Source organism: Burkholderia sp. AU44665 (genome assembly GCF_030504405.1).
GTDB lineage: Bacteria > Pseudomonadota > Gammaproteobacteria > Burkholderiales > Burkholderiaceae > Burkholderia > Burkholderia semiarida.
The window spans coordinates 321294-339107 of record NZ_JAUJRI010000002.1; the positions used below are offsets into that span (position 1 = coordinate 321294).

The window sequence follows — 17814 nt, forward strand, 5'->3', positions numbered from 1 at the left end:
GGAAACCGGGTCGCATCACGCGCGCCTTTCCGGCCGGCCGATGCCGCGCGCCGAAAGGCCGCAGACCGGCCGGCGGGCTTGCCGCGCGTGTCTCCGGTACAATCGGACGATCGTTCCGCCCAGGCGCCGCGGCCCGTGCACCGGCCCCCGCGCCCTTCTCTCGCAGGTTTCGCTCATGTCCAACAATCAGCTTCTCTTCGAACGCGCCCAGAAGACCATTCCGGGCGGCGTCAACTCGCCGGTGCGCGCGTTCCGGTCGGTCGGCGGCACGCCGCGCTTCGTCGCGCGCGCACAAGGCCCGTATTTCTGGGATGCCGACGGCAAGCAGTACATCGACTACATCGGCTCGTGGGGCCCGATGATCGTCGGCCACGTCCATCCGGAAGTGCTGTCGGCCGTGCAGAACGTGCTCGCCGACGGCTTCTCGTTCGGCGCGCCGACCGAAGCGGAAATCGAGATCGCCGAGGAAATCTGCAAGCTCGTGCCGTCGATCGAGCAGGTGCGGATGGTGTCGAGCGGCACCGAGGCCACGATGAGCGCGCTGCGTCTCGCGCGCGGCTTCACGGGCCGCAGCCGCATCGTCAAGTTCGAGGGCTGCTACCACGGCCACGCGGACAGCCTGCTGGTCAAGGCCGGCTCGGGCCTGCTGACGTTCGGCAACCCGACCTCGGCCGGCGTGCCCGCCGACATCGCGAAGCATACGACCGTCCTCGAATACAACAACGTCGCCGCGCTCGAGGAAGCGTTCGGCGCATTCGGCGACGAGATCGCCGCGGTGATCGTCGAGCCGGTCGCCGGCAACATGAATCTCGTACGCGGCACGCCCGAATTCCTGGGCGCGCTGCGCGCGCTGTGCACGAAGCACGGCGCCGTGCTGATCTTCGACGAGGTGATGTGCGGGTTCCGCGTCGCGCTCGGCGGCGCGCAGGCGTACTACGGCATCGCGGCCGACCTCACCTGCCTCGGCAAGGTAATCGGCGGCGGGATGCCGGCCGCCGCGTTCGGCGGCCGCCGCGACATCATGGCCCACCTCGCGCCGCTCGGCGGCGTCTACCAGGCCGGCACGCTGTCGGGCAACCCGATCGCGGTCGCCGCGGGCCTGAAGACGCTGCAACTGATTCAGGCGCCGGGTTTCTACGACGCGCTCACCGCGCAAACGAAGCGGCTCGCCGACGGCCTCGCGGCCGAAGCGCGCGCGGCCGGCGTACCGTTCGCGGCCGATTCGATCGGCGCGATGTTCGGCCTGTACTTCGCCGAGCGCGTGCCGGGCAGCTTCGCGGAAGTCACGCAGAGCGACATCGCGCGCTTCAACCGCTTCTTCCACCTGATGCTCGACGAGGGCGTGTATTTCGCGCCGTCCGCGTACGAAGCCGGCTTCGTGTCGAGCACGCACGACGATGCGGTGATCGACGCGACGCTCGCGGCCGCGCGCCGCGCGTTCGCGGCACTCGCCGCCTGACCCGGGGCCGCGCGCATGTTCTCGGATACCGATTTCGCCCACATGCAGCGCGCGCTCGCGCTCGCCGCGCACGGCATGTACACGACCGCGCCGAATCCGCGCGTCGGCTGCGTGATCGTCAAGGACGACGACGTGATCGGCGAAGGCTTCACGCAGCCGGCCGGCCAGGACCACGCGGAAGTGCAGGCGCTGAAAGACGCGCGCTCGCGCGGCTACGACGTCGCGGGCTCGACCGTCTACGTGACGCTCGAACCGTGCAGCCATTTCGGCCGCACGCCGCCGTGCGCGAACGCGCTGATCGACGCGCGCGTCGCGAAGGTCGTCGCGGCGATGGAAGACCCGAACCCGCAGGTGTCGGGGCGCGGCCTCGGGATGCTGCGCGACGCGGGCATCGACGTGCGCTGCGGGCTGCTCGCGCACGAGGCCGGCGAGCTGAACATCGGCTTCGTGTCGCGGATGACGCGCGGCCGCCCGTGGGTGCGGATAAAGACCGCCGCGTCGCTCGACGGCCGCACCGCGCTGCCGTCCGGCGAAAGCCAGTGGATCACCGGCGAGGCCGCGCGCCTCGACGGGCACGCGTGGCGCGCACGCGCGTGCGCGATCCTCACCGGCATCGGCACGGTGCGCGAGGACAATCCGTTGCTGACCGTGCGCGGCATCGACACGCCGCGTCAGCCGCAACGCATCCTGGTGGACAGCCGCCTCGACCTGCCGCTCGACGCGCGGCTGCTCGAAGGCGCGCCGCTGCTGATTTTCTGCGGCCGGCTCGACGCCGCCGGCGAAGTCCGCGCGAACGTGCTGAGGTCGCGCGGCGCGGAAATCGTGCCGCTCGCGAATGCGCACGGCAAGGTCGACCTGCCCGCGATGCTGGCCGCGCTCGGCGCGCGCGGCGTGAACGAACTGCACGTGGAGGCCGGCCACAAGCTGAACGGTTCGCTGCTGCGCGAGCGGTGCGTCGACGAATTGCTGGTCTATCTGGCGCCGAGCCTGCTGGGCGCCGACGCGGCCGGCATGTTCGATCTCGCCGCGCCGGCCAGCCTCGATGCGCGCACCCGGCTGTCGTTCCACGGGCTCGAGCGGATCGGCGACGACCTGCGGATCCTCGCGCGGCTCACGCCGCCCGACGCCTCTCACTGAACGGGATCGTCACGATGTTTACCGGAATTGTCGCGGCCGTCGGCCGCATCGAATCGATCGCCGCGCTCGGCACGTCGGCCGAAGCCGGCGTGCGCCTGACCGTGCAGGCCGGCGGGCTCGACCTGGCGGATGTCGCGCTCGGCGACAGCATCGCGATCCAGGGTGCGTGCATGACGGTGATCGAGAAGACCGACACCACGTTCGACGTCGACGTGTCGCGCGAAAGCCTGAACCGGACGGTCGGTCTCGCGCAGCCCGGCGAAGTGAACCTGGAGAAGGCGCTGCGCGCGCACGACCGCCTCGGCGGGCATATCGTGTCGGGCCATGTAGACGGCCTCGGCGCCGTCACGCGCTTCGCGCCGGTCGGCGAGTCGCACGAACTGCGAATCGTCGCGCCGCGCGAGCTCGGCCGCTATCTCGCGTACAAGGGCTCGATCACGGTGAACGGCGTGAGCCTGACCGTCAATACGGTCGACGATCGCGCGGACGGCTGCGAATTCTCGATCAACCTGATTCCGCATACGGTCGAAGTCACGACGCTGCGTCACGTGAAGGCCGGCGACAAGGTCAACCTCGAAGTCGACATGATCGCGCGGTATGTGGAGCGGATGCTGTCGGCGTCGCAGGGCGTCCAGCAGGACTGATCGGGCAGTTCGGTCCCATATATGATGTAACGACGGCTGACGGTTCGGGCCGGCATTGTCGGGGCGTCGCCGCAGCCCCGTCGCTCCACCGAGCGTTGCTCCGGCCCTACTTCATGCTGGGCCGCCCCGTCGGCCATCCCAAGCGACAGCATCGCGATCGCGTTCGCTCGTTGGCCGTCCGGCCAGCCGACACCTGGCCGAACGGCCAACGACGCGCACGGGTCATGCCGCCGCGCTAAGATGCGTCGACAGCGGTTCCCATGCCGCCACGTACGACGCGCCGCGTAGCGGCCGCCATTCTTCCCATTGGAGTCGTCCCCATGTCCATCTCGATGTACCAGGCTTCGCTGCCCGTCCTGATCCGCGGTCTCACCAACCTGCAGCACATCCTCGGCAAGGCGCAGGCGCATGCGGCCGAGAAGCAGATCGATCCGTCTGTGTTCATCGGTGCACGCCTTTATCCGGACATGCTGCCGCTCGTCCGCCAGGTCTACATCGCGACCGACACGGCCAAGGGCTGCGCCGCGCGGCTCGCCGGCGCCGAGATCCCGAGCTACCCGGATGTCGAGCAAACCTTCGACGAACTGCATGCGCGCATCCAGAAGACGATCGACTACCTGAAAAGCTTCGACGCCGCGCAGATCGACGGCAGCGAGGCGCGCCAGATCGTACTGAAGATGCGCGTCGGCCCGATCGAGTTCACCGGCCAGTCGTACCTGCTGAATTTCGTGCTGCCCAATTTCTTCTTCCACGTGACGACGGCGTACGACATCCTGCGCCACAGCGGCGTCGAACTCGGCAAGCTGGACTACCTCGGCGGCCGCAACGACCACGCGTGACGCGCGGCCGGGCCCGGAGCGCCCCATGGCCGCCCGCCAGCGCGGCAGGGGCAGTCCGGGCAGGCCTGCTTCACGGGCCGGCCGCACCGCTTTCCGGCAGGCTCGCCGGCCCCGCGCGGCCCGCGCCAGCCGAAACGCCGTCCGGCTGGCGTAAAATACGCACTTTCCTCTTTCTCGCCCCCTTATGACGCTCGCCTCCACGCTCGACATCATCGCCGAGCTGAAAGCCGGCCGGATGGTGATCCTGGTCGACGAAGAAGACCGCGAAAACGAGGGCGACCTCGTGATCGCCGCCGAATTCGTCACGCCGGAAGCGATCAACTTCATGGCCAAGTACGGCCGCGGCCTGATTTGTCTGACGTTGACGCAGGAACGCTGCAAGCAGTTGCACCTGCCGCTGATGACCTACCGCAACGGCACGCAGTACGGCACCGCGTTCACGGTCAGCATCGAAGCGGCCGAAGGCGTGACGACCGGCATCTCGGCCGCCGACCGCGCGCACACGATCGCCACGGCGGTCGCGCACGACGTGCGCCCCGAGCACATCGTGCAGCCGGGCCACGTGTTCCCGATCATGGCGCAACCGGGCGGCGTGCTCGTGCGCGCGGGCCACACCGAAGCCGGCTGCGACTTCACGGCGCTCGCGGGCCTCACGCCGGCCGCGGTGATCTGCGAGGTGATCAAGGACGACGGCACGATGGCGCGCCTGCCCGACCTGATCGAATTCGCGAAGGAACACAACCTGAAGATCGGCACGATCGCCGACCTGATCCAGTACCGCAGCCGCACCGAGTCGATCATCGAGCGGATCGCCGAGCGCACGATGCAGACCGCGCACGGCACGTTCCGCGCGGTGCTGTACCGCGACCAGCCGAGCGGCTCGCCGCACATCGCGCTGGTGCGCGGCACACCGTCGCCGGACGTCGACACGCCGGCGCGCGTGCACGAGCCGCTGTCGGTGCTCGATCTGCTCGAGACGGGCGTGTCGACCCACTCGTGGACGCTCGACGCGGCGATGCGCGAGATCGCCGCACGCGACCTCGGCGTGATCGTGCTGCTCAACTGCGGCGACACGAAGGAACACCTGATCGACGTCTTCAAGGCGTTCGACGAGGAAGAAAAGGCCGCTGCGCTCAAGCGCCGGCCGGTCGATTTCAAGACGTTCGGCATCGGCGCGCAGATCCTGCGCGATGTCGGCGTCGGCAAGATGCAGGTGCTGTCGAATCCGCGCAAGCTGGGCAGCATGTCCGGCTACGGCCTCGAAGTCACGGGCTTCATTCCGATGCCCGGCGGCGAAGCCACGTCCTGCCCGGCGTCCCACGCGTAACCCGCCACGGCGCTTTCGCCCTACAACCGTTCATCCACACCACGGACCAGATCATGGAAATCGGACAATACCAACCGAATCTCGAAGGCGACGGCCTGCGTATCGGCATCGTGCAATCGCGCTTCAACGAACCCGTGTGCAACGGCCTCGCCGACGCGTGCGTCGAAGAACTGGAGCGCCTCGGCGTCACCGGTGAAGACGTGCTGCTCGTGTCGGTGCCCGGCGCGCTGGAAATCCCGCTCGCGCTGCAGAAGCTCGCCGAAAGTGGCCAGTTCGACGCGCTGATCGCGCTCGGCGCGGTGATCCGCGGCGAGACCTACCACTTCGAACTCGTGTCGAACGAGAGCGGCGCGGGCATCACCCGCATCGGTCTCGATTTCAACCTGCCGATCGCGAACGCGGTCCTGACGACCGAAACCGACGAGCAGGCCGTTGCGCGCATGACCGAAAAGGGTCGTGACGCCGCACGCGTCGCCGTCGAGATGGCCAACCTGACGATGGCCCTCGACCAGCTCGGCGACGACGAGGACGAAGAGGAAGACGAAGACGACGAAGAGGAGCGCGCATGAAGAAGAGCGCCCGCCGACAATCGCGCGAGCTGGCGACGCAGGGGCTGTACCAGTGGCTGCTGTCGAACGCGCCCTCCGGCGAGATCGACGCGCAACTGCGCGGCGCGCTCGGTTACGACAAGGCTGACAAGGAACTGCTCGAAGCGATCCTGCACGGCGTGATCCGCGAGCATGCGACGCTCGTCGAAGCGCTGGCGCCGTCGCTGGACCGTCCGATCGATCAGCTGTCGCCGGTCGAACGCGCGGTGCTGCTGATCGCGACGTTCGAGCTCACGCACCACGTCGAAACGCCATACCGCGTGATCATCAACGAAGCCGTCGAACTCGCGAAGACGTTCGGCGGTTCCGACGGCTACAAGTACGTGAACGGCGTGCTCGACAAGCTGGCCGCGAAGCTGCGCCCCGCCGAAACGCAGGCGCGTCGCAACGGCTGATACCGTTGGTTGGTCCACGGGCGCGCAAGCGCCCGTTTTTCATTCTTTTCTCCCCGCCCTGCCCGCCGATGAATACCACCGCCGATTCGCTCGTCACGCTCGCCGCACGCGTCGACGCGATCCAGCCCTTCTACGTGATGGAACTGATGAAGGAGGCACAGCGGCTCGAGTCCTTGGGGCGCGATGTTATCCACATGGGCATCGGCGAGCCGGATTTCACCGCGCCGGAGCCGGTTGTCGAGGCCGCCGCGGCTGCGCTGCGCCGTGGCGTCACGCAGTACACGAGCGCGCTCGGCATTACGCCGCTGCGCGAGGCGATCGCCGCGCACTATGCACGTGCATACGGCCTCACGATTGGCCCGGAGCGGATCGTCGTGACGGCCGGCGCATCGGCCGCGCTGCTGCTCGCGTGCCTCGCGCTGGTCGGTCGCGACGACGAAGTGCTGATGCCCGACCCGTCATACCCGTGCAACCGGCACTTCGTCGCGGCGGCCGAAGGTCGCCCGGTGCTCGTGCCGAGCGGCCCGGACGCGCGCTTCCAGCTCACCGAAAACGACGTCCGCACGCACTGGAACGCGCGCACGCGCGGCGTGCTGCTCGCGTCGCCGTCGAACCCGACCGGCACGTCGCTCGAGCCGGACGAACTCAAGCGAATCGTCGAAGCGGTGCGCGCACGCGGCGGCTTCACGATCGTCGACGAGATCTACCAGGGGCTCAGCTACGACGCCGCGCCCGTGTCGGCGCTGTCGTTCGGCGACGACGTGATCACCGTGAACAGCTTCTCGAAGTATTTCAGCATGACGGGCTGGCGGCTCGGCTGGCTCGTCGTGCCGCCCGCGCTCGTCGGCACGTTCGAGAAGCTGTCGCAGAACCTGTTCATCTGCCCGTCCGCACTCGCGCAGCATGCGGCGCTCGCCTGCTTCGAACCCGCGACGCTCGACATCTACGAAACACGCCGGCTCGAATTCAAGCGCCGCCGCGATTTCATCGCACCGGCGCTCGAGCGGCTCGGCTTCACGGTGCCGGTGATGCCGGACGGCGCGTTCTACGTGTATGCGCATTGCGGCGGCGTCGCGCACCCGGCGGCCGGCGACAGCGCCGCGCTCACGCAGGCGATGCTGCACGACGCGGGCGTGGTGCTGGTGCCGGGCATGGACTTCGGTGTCCATGCGCCGCGCGACTATATCCGCCTGTCCTATGCGACTGCCTACTCGCGGCTCGAAGAGGCCGTCGACCGGCTCGCGACGCTGTTCGGTCGACACTGACGCCGCGGCCGGCGCAGCGGCCGCTTCACCGTACCGCAAAACGAAAAGGCACCCGGGTGCCTTTTTCATGTCCTGCCGGCCGCAGCCGCACGGCGGGCGTGACGCGTTACGCGCCCAGCTCCGAATGATCGCCGCGCGACTGCTTCGCGGTATCGACGCTCGCGTCGTCCTGCGAAGCCGCTTCCTTCGGCGCCGCCTTGACCGACGTCGTGCCGTCAAGCGTCGCATGTACGCGCTTCGCGCCGCCTGCCGCGGCCGTCACGGCAGCGGCGGTAACGATCGGCTTCGCGGGCTGCGCAGGCGCCTGCGGCGCATTGATCGGCACGTTGCGGCCACGCGCGACGTCGCGCAGCCGGGCGCGCTCGGCCATCACCTTCGAGCCGTAGCCATTGTCGTCGGGGTTCGTCGAGCCGTTATACAGACGCAGGCCGTTCGCGAGCGAGCCGCCGCGCGCGATGCAGTCCTTCAGCACCAGCGCGCCGACCTGCAGGTTCGCGAGCGGCTGCAGCGCGGTGTCGGTACCGCCGAAGTACTCGAATTTGTCGGAGTGGACCTTCGACATGACCTGCATCAGGCCCTTCGCGCCGACGCCGCTTTCGGCGTACGGGTTGAAGCCGGATTCGATCGCCATCACGGACAGCAGCAGCAGCGGATCGAGGCCGACGTCGCGGCCGGTCTGGAACGCCGCCTTGACGAGCTGACCGAGCGGCTCCTGCGCGACGCGGTAACGGCGCGACAGGTAGGTGGCGACGAGCGCCTGTTCGCGGTTCGACGCGAGCGCGCGATCGTCGCGCGCATCGGCCGCCACCCGCTGAATCGGAATCAGCTTGGCCAGCGCGACCGGCGACGGGCCGGTGCGGGCCGGATCGGACGCATCGCCCTGGGCGCCCTGCGCGGCAGCTTCCGGTGCGACATCGAGGCCGACCGCAAGCGTATCCGTTTCGGGATTGTCTTCCTGCTGCGGCTGCGCACCGGCTGGCGCGAAGTTCGGCAGCGGATGGCCGGACAGCAGACGGGCCGGGCCGGCCTGCACGGCCGCGGATACGACCGGCATCAGCTTCGCGGCGAGCGTGCCGCGGACGGTTGGCAGCAGCCACAGTGCAAGCGCAACCGCGACGGCGAAACAGCCGACAACGCTGAATAGATGGTGACTGACACGCGTCCCGCGACGCAGCAAGTTGCGCACGATCTGCGCATGCTGCTCAGTGGGACGCCACGATAACCAAGCGTTCATTCAGATCATCTCCCATGAACATGACTCGTGCGGCTCGCTCGGCTCGAAGGCGAGACAGAAAACGCGCCGCGGAATCACGACGCCGCACGCCTTGGTTGGGACGCGCAAGCATCGGGGAAACGGTATAAGTACCGTTCGAGGCCACGGTGTAAGAAGGCCGGCGCCTTCGCACACACTGGGCGAGACGGGCATACGCGGTGGCACCCACGCAAAAAACCAGCGTCTGGTGGCGCTGGCTGGGACTACGACAAAGGCCGTCGAAGACGCCGTGCAGGATTCGGCGGACGGTGACGCGCTGCGTCAAAGATCGGTGATTGGCGGCTCGAAGCCTTTTACCCTGCAACCAATGTGAGCGGATTCTAGCAGGGTTTTATAGATCGTCAACACTATAAAAACTCAAAATGATAACAAAAAGTAATTTAAAACCACTCTTCAGAACGCAAGCCCCGTGCCGTAGGGGGTTTGCGCGCGGTCGACTTTTTTCCGCGCCGGGCGTCCGGGCGGCTGCCCGGGTAAAATCGTCGGTCGATTCGGGGTCGCAGCCGGCCGCCGCGCCCTCTCATCGCTGCCCGTCCCCGCGGGTGGCCCGGACCTTCTTCATGAAATACAAAGACTTACGCGATTTCATTCAGCGCCTCGAGGCGCTCGGCGAACTGCGGCGCGTCACGCAGCCCGTGTCGCCCGTGCTCGAAATGACCGAGCTGTGCGACCGCGTGCTGCGCGCCGGCGGCCCGGCGCTGCTGTTCAACGCGCCGCCCGGCAATGCATTCCCGGTGCTCGGCAACCTGTTCGGCACGCCGCGCCGCGTCGCGCTCGGGATGGGCGTCGATGCGGGCGACGATGCCGCGCTCGGTTCGTTGCGCGATCTCGGGCGCCTGCTGTCCGCGCTGAAGGAACCCGATCCGCCGAAGAGCCTGAAGGACGCCGGCAAGCTGCTGTCGCTCGCGAAGGCGGTGTGGGACATGGCGCCGAAGTCGGTGTCGTCGCCGCCGTGCCAGGAGATCGTCTGGGAAGGCGCCGACGTCGACCTGAACAAGCTGCCGATCCAGACCTGCTGGCCCGGCGATGCGGGGCCGCTCGTCACGTGGGGCCTGACGGTGACGCGCGGGCCGAACAAGGCGCGCCAGAACCTCGGCATCTACCGGCAGCAGCTGATCGGCCGCAACAAGCTGATCATGCGCTGGCTCGCGCATCGCGGCGGCGCGCTCGACTTCCGCGAGTTCGCGCTGCGCAATCCCGGCAAGCCGTATCCGGTCGCGGTCGTGCTCGGCGCCGATCCGGCCACGACGCTCGGCGCGGTGACGCCCGTGCCCGATTCGCTGTCCGAGTATCAGTTCGCCGGCCTGCTGCGCGGCAGCCGCACGGAGCTCGCGAAGTGCCTGACGCCGGGCGTCGACACGCTGCAGGTGCCGGCGCGCGCGGAGATCGTGCTCGAAGGCTTCATTCATCCGCAGGAAGGCGCCCCTGCCCCCGCTCCGGCCGGCGCACCGCCGCGGCCGGCCGGCAATGCGGCGACCGCGTACGAGCACGCGCTCGAAGGGCCGTACGGCGACCATACCGGCTATTACAACGAGCAGGAGTGGTTTCCGGTGTTCACCGTCGAGCGCATCACGATGCGTCGCGACGCGATCTACCACTCGACCTACACGGGCAAGCCGCCCGACGAGCCCGCGGTGCTCGGCGTCGCGCTCAACGAGGTGTTCGTGCCGCTGCTGCAGAAGCAGTTCACGGAAATCACCGACTTCTACCTGCCCCCCGAAGGCTGCAGCTACCGGATGGCCATCGTCCAGATGAAGAAGAGCTACGCGGGCCACGCGAAACGCGTGATGTTCGGCGTGTGGAGCTTCCTGCGGCAGTTCATGTATACGAAGTTCATCGTGGTCGTCGACGAGGACGTGAACATCCGCGACTGGAAGGAAGTGATCTGGGCGATCACGACGCGCGTCGACCCCGTACGCGACACGGTGATGGTGGACAGCACGCCGATCGACTATCTGGACTTCGCGTCGCCGGTGGCCGGACTCGGCTCGAAGATGGGGCTCGACGCGACCAATAAGTGGCCGGGCGAAACCAGCCGCGAATGGGGCCGCCCGATCGAGATGGATGCGGCCGTGAAGGCCCGCGTCGACCGGCTGTGGCAGGAGATCGGCCTCTGACGCCACGCGGCCGGCGCCCGCCGGCCCGCGCATCGCAATCGTCGCACGCACCCAGAAGATGAGCTTTCCACCCGCCTCCATGCTGTCCGACGGATTCTTTCTGTCGCTGTCGCTGTGTCTCGACATCGGCCTCGTCAACGTCGCGATGCTGTCGCTGACGCTGTCGCACGGCTTCCGGCCGGGCTTCTGGCTCGGCGTCGGATCGTGCGTCGGCGATCTCGTCTACGCAGCGCTCGCGCTCGCGGGAATGGCCGTGCTGCTGCAGTTCGAACCCGTGCGCTGGATCGTATGGATCGGCGGCGGCGCGGTGCTGCTGTTCCTCACGTGGAAGATGGCGCGCGAAGCGCTCGCGCCCGCCAAGGCGGCCGACGACGATGCGGACGCCCCGCTTCCGCCGCGGGCAAGCGCGCGGCGCAGTTTCATGCGCGGGATGCTGCTCGCGATGTCGTCGCCGAGCGCGATCCTGTGGTTCGCGGCGGTCGGCGGCGCGCTGATCGCGAAAGCCGGTGCGACCACTCCCGCCACCGCGTCGGTGTTCCTGACGGGCTTTTTCCTCGGTGGCCTCGCGTGGACGCTCTTCATGTGCACGCTCGCGAGCCAGGGCCGCAAGCGCGCGGGCGCCGGGCTGATGCGGGCCTGCCATGTCGCGTCGGCGCTACTGTTCGCGTACTTTTCGTACAGCGTGATCGTCGGCGGCTACCGCGACCTGATCGTGCACGCGGCGTAATCGCGGCCGCCCCGCGCGCAGCCACGCAGTAACGGCGGCCCCAATGAAAAACGGCGCAGCGCCCCTCGCGGGACGTTGCGCCGTTTTGCCATGCGCGGTCAGGCCGCGCGGGGCGAATCAGCGACGCCAGTAGCCGTGATGACCCCAGCCGCCATAACCGTGGCGCCAGTACGGGCGACCGTAGTAGCCGCCGACGACCACGGCGGGCGGCGGCGCATAGTAGGCCGGCGCCGGCGCGTAGTAGACGGGCGGAGGCGGCGGCGCGTAATACACGGGCGGCGGCGGTGCATAGACGGGATAAGCGGGCGCGACCGGGACACCGATGCCGACCCCGATCGACACGTGAGCCTGCGCGGCGCTTGCGGCACCCAGGCCCAGCGCGGCGGCGGCGATGAACGGAATGAGCTTTTTCACTTCGATTCTCCTGCTGGAGCGGTATTTTAGGCGCTCCCTGTCGGCAACGGCGGGCATGCACGTCGCATGGAAGCAATGTAGCGAAAACCCGCCCCGCGCGTATCGGGCATTTGTTGCAAATTGCAATCGCACGCGGCCGGAGCCGCCGTGCGGCGCGATACCCGGCGCGGGCGGCGCCCCTTGCGGGTCGCGCGATTCCGTCCGAGGAGACGGGTCGCCACACAACGACCGGTCAGTCTTACCGGATCCGTCGCGGGCACGGGGCGCGCGTACGTAATGAACGATTACAAATTAAAGACGAGATGCCGACATTTCAAGCGGGATACGGGCACGCGGTGTTTCGGGGTCGGATTCCACGATCCTGATGCGGTCGTCATGCCGAGCGTCGGCCGGCCCGAATCGCGCCGCCTGTCGGTCATTCATACGTGCGGCGGCTCCGCAACCGGCCTTCCACGGCACCGGCATCATTCCTGCGATACTGGCGGCTGCCTCGTTTTTGCTTACCGCCGCTGCCATGCCGCTTCCCGACACACCCCGCCTCGGCTTCATCGGCGCCGGCCGCCTCGCGCGCTGTATCGCGCAGCGCTTCGCGCAGGCTGGCTTCCCGGTCGTCGCGATCGCGAGCCGCACGCCTGCGTCGGCCGCCGGCCTCGCCGCGCGCATCGACGGCTGCCGCGCGGTCGACACGCCGCAGCAGGTGGCCGACGCCGCCGACCTGATCTTCGTGACGACGCCCGACGATCATCTCGCGTCGAGCGCCGCGGCGCTGCGCTTCGACGCATCGCGCGCCGCCGGCCAGGCGGTCGTCCATTGCAGCGGCGCGTCGGCGGTCGCGCTGCTCGATCCGGCGAAGCTGCAAGGCGCCGCCGCCGGCGGCTTTCATCCGCTCTATCTGTTCGGCGGCACCGACGCCGACCTCGCGCGCATCGACGGCTGCTCGGTCACGATCGAAGCGGACGGTGCGCTGCACGCGACGCTGCTGCGACTTGCCGCCGCACTCGGCTGCCATCCGCTGTCGATTCCGGCCGGCGGCCGGATGCTGTATCACGCGGCCGCCCACTACGCGGCGAGCTTCGCGCTGTGCGGGCTGTCGGAAGCGGTCGAGCTGTGGCGCGGCCTCGGTTTCGACGAGGACGCCGCGCTGCGCGCGCTGTTGCCGATGCTCGCCGGCACGATCGAGACCGCGCGCGACAAGGGGCTCGCGAATGCGCTGGCCGGCCCGGTATCGCGCGGCGACACGGGCATCGTCGAGCGCCAGCTCGCGCTGCTCGAAGCGCGCGGCGGCGATCACGCGGCGCTGTATGCGCTGCTCACGCGCCGCGCGGTCGCACTCGCGGCGAAGCGCGCGACGCCGCCGGCGTCGCTGCCGGCGCTGGCCGAAGCCGTCGAAACGTCGCTCGCGCGCGTGGCCGCGCACCCCTCCCCGCCGCGAGACGAGGCGTGATAAGGTGTCGGCCGATGCGCCGCCAACCGGCGTTGGCGGCCGCACGCTACTGACTGTAATAAAAAGGATGCCAACGATGTTCGGCGAGATCGCCCGTTTTCTGCTCAATACCGTCTTCACGCTATTCGGCGCCGCGCTGATTCTGCGCGTCTGGATGCAGGCCGTCCGCGTGCCGCCGTACAACCCCGTCACGCAAGCCGTGCTGCAGGCGACCAACTGGCTCGTGCTGCCGCTGCGCCGCGTGATCGCGGGCGTACGCGGCATCGACTGGGCCAGCGTCGTCGCCGCGCTGCTCACCGCGCTCGTCTACGTCGTGCTGATGGTCGTCATGGCCGGCTTCGATCCGGCCGCCGTGATCGCGACGCTCGTCGTGGTCGCGCTGCTCACCGTCGTGAAGTGGGCGCTCAACCTCGTGATCTGGATGACGATCCTGATGGCGCTGCTGTCGTGGCTCAACCCGCGCTCGCCGGCGATGCCGATCCTCTACCAGCTCACGGCGCCGTTCCTGAACCCGCTGCGCCGCGTGATCCCGAACCTCGGCGGCATCGACCTGTCGCCGATCCTGCTGTTCGTGATCGTGCAGGTGCTGCTGATGATCGTCACGCGCGCCGCCGTGTCGCTGACGATGTTCGGCATCTGATCAGGCGCGACACCTACGCCGCCGGCCCCCGCGCCGGCGGTACGCCGAGCGTGTCGATCACGCCGAACCGCGCGGGCATCATCGCGTAGCACACGCGCACTTTCTCGCGCGACAGCCGCTCGAGCAGCCGCTGCGCTTCCTCCTCGGTGACGACGAATTCGACCTCGATCGCAAGCGAACCCTGCAGTTCGAAGAAGCGATCCTCGTGCAGCACGCGATGCTGGCCGAAACCGGCCATCGCGCGAAACGCGGACCCGCCCGCGACACCCATCCGGTTCGCCTCTTCCAATAGCCACTCCCACAGCGGCTTCCAGTGCAGCCGATGCTGCTCGTGCACGTAGAAGCGCAACAAGACCCTGTCCATCGCTCCCTCCGATGGCGGCCCGCTCAGGCCGCCGCGAGCCACGCGCGCGCGGTCCACATGCCGAGCGCCGTCAGCGCGAACGATCCAGTCAAGTGTAGGGCAGCCACCGCCAATGCCCATCCGAATTCGCCCTCGAGCGCGTGCGTCATCACTTCGACCGAATAGGTCGAGAACGTCGTGAGGCCGCCGAGAAAACCGGTGATCACGAACAGCCGCCACTCGGGCGGCAACCCGACGCGGACCGTGAACACGACGGCGGCCACGCCGATCACGTAGCCGCCGATCAGGTTCGACGCGAGCGTGCCGAGCGGCACCGCGGGAAAGCAGGCGTTGAGCGCGAGGCTCAGGAACCAGCGCAGCAACGCGCCGAGGCCGGCGCCGACGAAGATCGCGACGATCGAATAGAACAAGGGCACCCCTCAGTGACGGCGCCGCGCGGCGCACGCGGCCTACGCTGAACTGTATGCGCAATCGCGCCGCACCGGCAATGCCGACGAACCGGGCCGGCAGGCATCGGATCGCGTCGCGAGCGCATGATGCCTTTCACGATTTCCACCCGCGCGCCGCGGCGAACATTTACCAGGCAATTTCATCCGACATGACAAATCGATTCTGAATCGACCGATTATTTATCAGATTTTTAAAAACCGATAAAACCGTTCGATCCGGCTCGGACCAACCCCGTGAAATGCCCGTCCTACGTGGGCTCCACGTACTTTCCCTTATCAGACATTCCCGTATCCGGCCGATATTCGATGCAATTACCGCCGTCGATTTCGTAAAATCGTTTCGCCACCCCACTCCATCGACATGGAGACTCGAAAAATGAACGATATCCGCCTGTCGTCCATGTTGATTCCGGTGCTGTGCGCGTCGCTGCTCGCGTCCGGCGGTGCGCTCGCCGACGGCAACGGGCCGCCATCCTACGTCGAAGGCCACCGCGCACCGAACGGATTTGCCCGCCCGCCGTTCCACACGAAGTCGCGCGCGAGCACGGCCGCGATCGCCGGCCTCACGCCGGCACTCACGCGGCATGCATACGGATTCGACACGATCGCGAACCACGGCGACGGGATGGTCGTCGCGATCGTCGACGCGTACGACCACCCGAAGATCGAATCCGATCTCGGCGTGTTCAGCAATGCGTTCTCGCTGCCGGCCTGCACGTCGTCGAACGGCTGTTTCACCAAGGTGTACGCACGCGGTGGGCGGCCCAGGACCGATTCAGGCTGGGCGCTCGAGATCTCGCTCGACGTCGAATGGGTCCACGCGATCGCGCCGAAGGCGAAGATCCTGCTCGTCGAAGCCGCGTCGGCCAGCTTCAACGACCTGCTGGCCGCGGTCGACGTCGCGGTCAAGCGCGGCGCGTCGGTCGTGTCGATGAGTTTCGGCGGCAACGAATTCAGCAGCGAGACCGGCTTCGACGCTCACTTCAACGTACCGGGCGTCACGTTCGTCGCGTCGTCCGGCGACAGCGGCACCGGCACCGAATACCCGGCCGCGTCGCCTTATGTGGTGTCCGTCGGCGGCACGACGCTGTCGTCCGATACGGCCGGCAACTACATCGGCGAGGCGGCATGGAGCGGCAGCGGCGGCGGCGTGAGCGGCATCGAAGCCGAGCCGGCCGGCCAGACCGCATGGCCGGTTCCGGTGGCCGGCAAGCGCGGCGTGCCCGACGTCAGCTACGACGCGAATCCGTCCAGCGGTTTCGCGGTGTACGACTCGGTCGCCTATCAGGGGCAGGCCGGCTGGTTCCAGGTCGGCGGCACGAGCGCCGGTGCGCCGCAATGGGCGGCGCTCGTCGCGATCGCGAATTCGCTGCGCGCGGCGGCCGGCAAGAAAGCGTTGAGCGGCACCTACGACACGCTCTATACGGTCGGCAAAACCGCGTACGGCAGCGACTTTCACGACGTGACGACCGGGTCCAACGGCAATTGCGGCAGCATCTGCAACGCGGCGGGCGGCTACGACTACGTGACGGGCCTCGGTTCACCGATCGCGCCGGCGCTCGTGCAGGCGCTCGTCGCGCGGCCGTAGTCGCGCGGCCGCCATCACGCGGCTTCGGCGCCGGTCGGCGCGAAGCGCGGGGCTCAGCCGCCGCGCCATGCGCGGTCGAGCACGTTCAGCGTCGCCAGCGCACCGCCCTTCAGCCCGATCACGTCCGCCCGGCGCGCATGCGCCTCGCGCGCGTTGATGCGGATCACGTCGGCGCCGAGCCGTTCGCTCAGCAGACGCACGGTCGGGATCGCGGTGCCCGCGCCGATCTCGACTACCACCACGCGCCCGGCCTGCGCGATCCAGTCTTCCAGTGCGCGCTCCTGCGCGTCGTAGCGCGCGCCGAGCCAGCCGGTGTCGCCGAACATCAGGATGTTCGGCCGCGCGAGACCGCCGCAGTGCGGGCAGCGCGGCATGTCGCCGACCAGGCGGCACGTCGCTTCGTCGACTTCCGGCACGAACGGGGCCGCGTCCCACGTCGCGTCCGTGCACGGGCGCAGGCATTGCATCGCATGAATCGAGCCGTGGATCTCGACGATGCGTGCCGGCTCGAAGCCGGCTTTCTGGAACTGGCCGTCGACGTTGCTCGTCAGCACGAAGCCGCCGTTCGGCATCGCGTCGATCCAGCGGCGCAGGATCGCGAAGCCCGCGTGCGGCGTCGTCGCGCGATAGAGCGCGAGACGATGCCCGTAGAATCCCCATGCGAGCGGCGCACGCGCACGAAATGCGTGCGGCGACGCGATCTCGTGGAATTCGAAACGCTCGTGGCGCAGCGCCGGATACGCGCGCCAGAAGCCGTCCGTGCCGCGAAAATCGGGCAGCCCGGAATCGACGCCGATGCCGGCGCCGGCCGTGACGAGCAAGGCGTCGGCACGCGCGAGCGCGTCGACGGCGGACGCGACGAGATCGGCGGGAAGCGGCGCGATGGAATCGGCGGGATCAGCGGGATCGGAAGGCGGCATGATGGAGAAGCGGTGGCGTCGAACGTTGCGCGAGTGGCGTCGCGATCATACGCCGGTTCGGGCGTCGCGCCGCATCGGCAACACAACTGCGTGGCGTATTGCGCGGCGCGTTCGTACGCGTCAAATCGGGCGCGGGTTGCACCGCCCTGCGCCGAACCCCGTGTCAGCGTGCTGACAGGCAGCGCTTGATAACATGGGCGATCG

The 17814-nt window shown here is 68.5% G+C and carries 18 protein-coding genes; 13 read left to right on the forward strand and 5 right to left on the reverse strand.

Annotated elements, in window-relative coordinates:
• Nucleotides 1-175: 175 nt before the first annotated feature.
• The 8 genes from hemL (at nt 176) to QZM15_RS06625 (ending at nt 7674) form a co-directional block, all read left to right on the forward strand.
• The gene (gene hemL, locus QZM15_RS06590; protein WP_302106066.1) at nt 176-1459 is read left to right on the forward strand and encodes a glutamate-1-semialdehyde 2,1-aminomutase; all 1284 of its coding nucleotides are present in this window, start codon (nt 176-178) and stop codon (nt 1457-1459) included.
• 15 nt (nt 1460-1474) lie between these two features.
• Nucleotides 1475-2596, forward strand: coding sequence for a bifunctional diaminohydroxyphosphoribosylaminopyrimidine deaminase/5-amino-6-(5-phosphoribosylamino)uracil reductase RibD (gene ribD, locus QZM15_RS06595; protein WP_302106067.1), 1122 nt, complete (start codon nt 1475-1477; stop codon nt 2594-2596).
• A gap of 14 nt (nt 2597-2610) precedes the next feature.
• Nucleotides 2611-3240 carry a riboflavin synthase gene (locus QZM15_RS06600; RefSeq protein WP_059574139.1) on the forward strand — a complete coding sequence of 210 codons (630 nt, stop codon included), beginning with the start codon at nt 2611-2613 and terminating at the stop codon, nt 3238-3240.
• Between the two features lie 320 nt (nt 3241-3560).
• On the forward strand, nt 3561-4079 hold the full coding sequence (locus QZM15_RS06605; protein ID WP_059574140.1) for a DUF1993 family protein: 519 nt from the start codon (nt 3561-3563) through the stop codon (nt 4077-4079).
• A gap of 184 nt (nt 4080-4263) precedes the next feature.
• On the forward strand, nt 4264-5406 hold the full coding sequence (gene ribBA / locus QZM15_RS06610; RefSeq protein ID WP_059574141.1) for a bifunctional 3,4-dihydroxy-2-butanone-4-phosphate synthase/GTP cyclohydrolase II: 1143 nt from the start codon (nt 4264-4266) through the stop codon (nt 5404-5406).
• A 53-nt stretch (nt 5407-5459) separates the two neighbouring features.
• Nucleotides 5460-5975 carry a 6,7-dimethyl-8-ribityllumazine synthase gene (gene ribH / locus QZM15_RS06615; protein ID WP_034206641.1) on the forward strand — a complete coding sequence of 172 codons (516 nt, stop codon included), beginning with the start codon at nt 5460-5462 and terminating at the stop codon, nt 5973-5975.
• Complete coding sequence (gene nusB, locus QZM15_RS06620) at nt 5972-6409, forward strand: transcription antitermination factor NusB (RefSeq protein ID WP_006476662.1); 438 nt, start codon at nt 5972-5974, stop codon at nt 6407-6409. Before ribH ends, nusB begins: the two co-directional genes overlap by 4 nt.
• Nucleotides 6410-6477: 68 nt before the next feature.
• A complete protein-coding gene (locus QZM15_RS06625; protein ID WP_060312980.1) occupies nt 6478-7674 on the forward strand; it encodes a pyridoxal phosphate-dependent aminotransferase in 1197 nt (398 codons plus the stop codon).
• A 106-nt stretch (nt 7675-7780) separates the two neighbouring features.
• Here QZM15_RS06625 and QZM15_RS06630 read toward each other — a convergent pair whose 3' ends face one another.
• Nucleotides 7781-8908: a transglycosylase SLT domain-containing protein gene (locus tag QZM15_RS06630; protein ID WP_059574143.1), complete on the reverse strand. Its 1128-nt coding sequence runs from the start codon at nt 8906-8908 to the stop codon at nt 7781-7783.
• A 599-nt stretch (nt 8909-9507) separates the two neighbouring features.
• Between QZM15_RS06630 and QZM15_RS06635 the strand changes: the two genes are divergently transcribed.
• The gene (locus QZM15_RS06635) at nt 9508-11064 is read left to right on the forward strand and encodes a UbiD family decarboxylase (RefSeq protein ID WP_099316153.1); all 1557 of its coding nucleotides are present in this window, start codon (nt 9508-9510) and stop codon (nt 11062-11064) included.
• A 58-nt stretch (nt 11065-11122) separates the two neighbouring features.
• Nucleotides 11123-11791 (forward strand): LysE family translocator, encoded by a 669-nt coding sequence (locus tag QZM15_RS06640; protein ID WP_059641723.1) that lies wholly within the window; start codon nt 11123-11125, stop codon nt 11789-11791.
• Between the two features lie 117 nt (nt 11792-11908).
• Here the strand turns inward: QZM15_RS06640 and QZM15_RS06645 are convergent, their stop codons facing one another.
• On the reverse strand, nt 11909-12205 hold the full coding sequence (locus QZM15_RS06645) for a hypothetical protein (RefSeq protein ID WP_059574146.1): 297 nt from the start codon (nt 12203-12205) through the stop codon (nt 11909-11911).
• A 514-nt stretch (nt 12206-12719) separates the two neighbouring features.
• Between QZM15_RS06645 and QZM15_RS06650 the strand changes: the two genes are divergently transcribed.
• Both QZM15_RS06650 and QZM15_RS06655 read left to right on the forward strand, forming a co-directional pair.
• Nucleotides 12720-13649: a Rossmann-like and DUF2520 domain-containing protein gene (locus QZM15_RS06650; protein WP_302106068.1), complete on the forward strand. Its 930-nt coding sequence runs from the start codon at nt 12720-12722 to the stop codon at nt 13647-13649.
• 76 nt (nt 13650-13725) lie between these two features.
• On the forward strand, nt 13726-14289 hold the full coding sequence (locus QZM15_RS06655) for a YggT family protein (protein ID WP_006488584.1): 564 nt from the start codon (nt 13726-13728) through the stop codon (nt 14287-14289).
• 13 nt (nt 14290-14302) lie between these two features.
• Here the strand turns inward: QZM15_RS06655 and QZM15_RS06660 are convergent, their stop codons facing one another.
• Together QZM15_RS06660 and crcB are read right to left on the reverse strand one after the other, a co-directional pair.
• Nucleotides 14303-14653: a DUF190 domain-containing protein gene (locus QZM15_RS06660; protein WP_302106069.1), complete on the reverse strand. Its 351-nt coding sequence runs from the start codon at nt 14651-14653 to the stop codon at nt 14303-14305.
• Between the two features lie 23 nt (nt 14654-14676).
• On the reverse strand, nt 14677-15063 hold the full coding sequence (crcB, locus tag QZM15_RS06665) for a fluoride efflux transporter CrcB (RefSeq protein WP_059574149.1): 387 nt from the start codon (nt 15061-15063) through the stop codon (nt 14677-14679).
• A gap of 415 nt (nt 15064-15478) precedes the next feature.
• Here crcB and QZM15_RS06670 point away from each other — a divergent pair, with 415 nt between their 5' ends.
• A complete protein-coding gene (locus QZM15_RS06670) occupies nt 15479-16690 on the forward strand; it encodes a S53 family peptidase (RefSeq protein ID WP_302106070.1) in 1212 nt (403 codons plus the stop codon).
• 53 nt (nt 16691-16743) lie between these two features.
• Here the strand turns inward: QZM15_RS06670 and QZM15_RS06675 are convergent, their stop codons facing one another.
• The gene (locus tag QZM15_RS06675; RefSeq protein WP_089464598.1) at nt 16744-17610 is read right to left on the reverse strand and encodes a Sir2 family NAD-dependent protein deacetylase; all 867 of its coding nucleotides are present in this window, start codon (nt 17608-17610) and stop codon (nt 16744-16746) included.
• Nucleotides 17611-17814 lie beyond the last annotated feature (204 nt).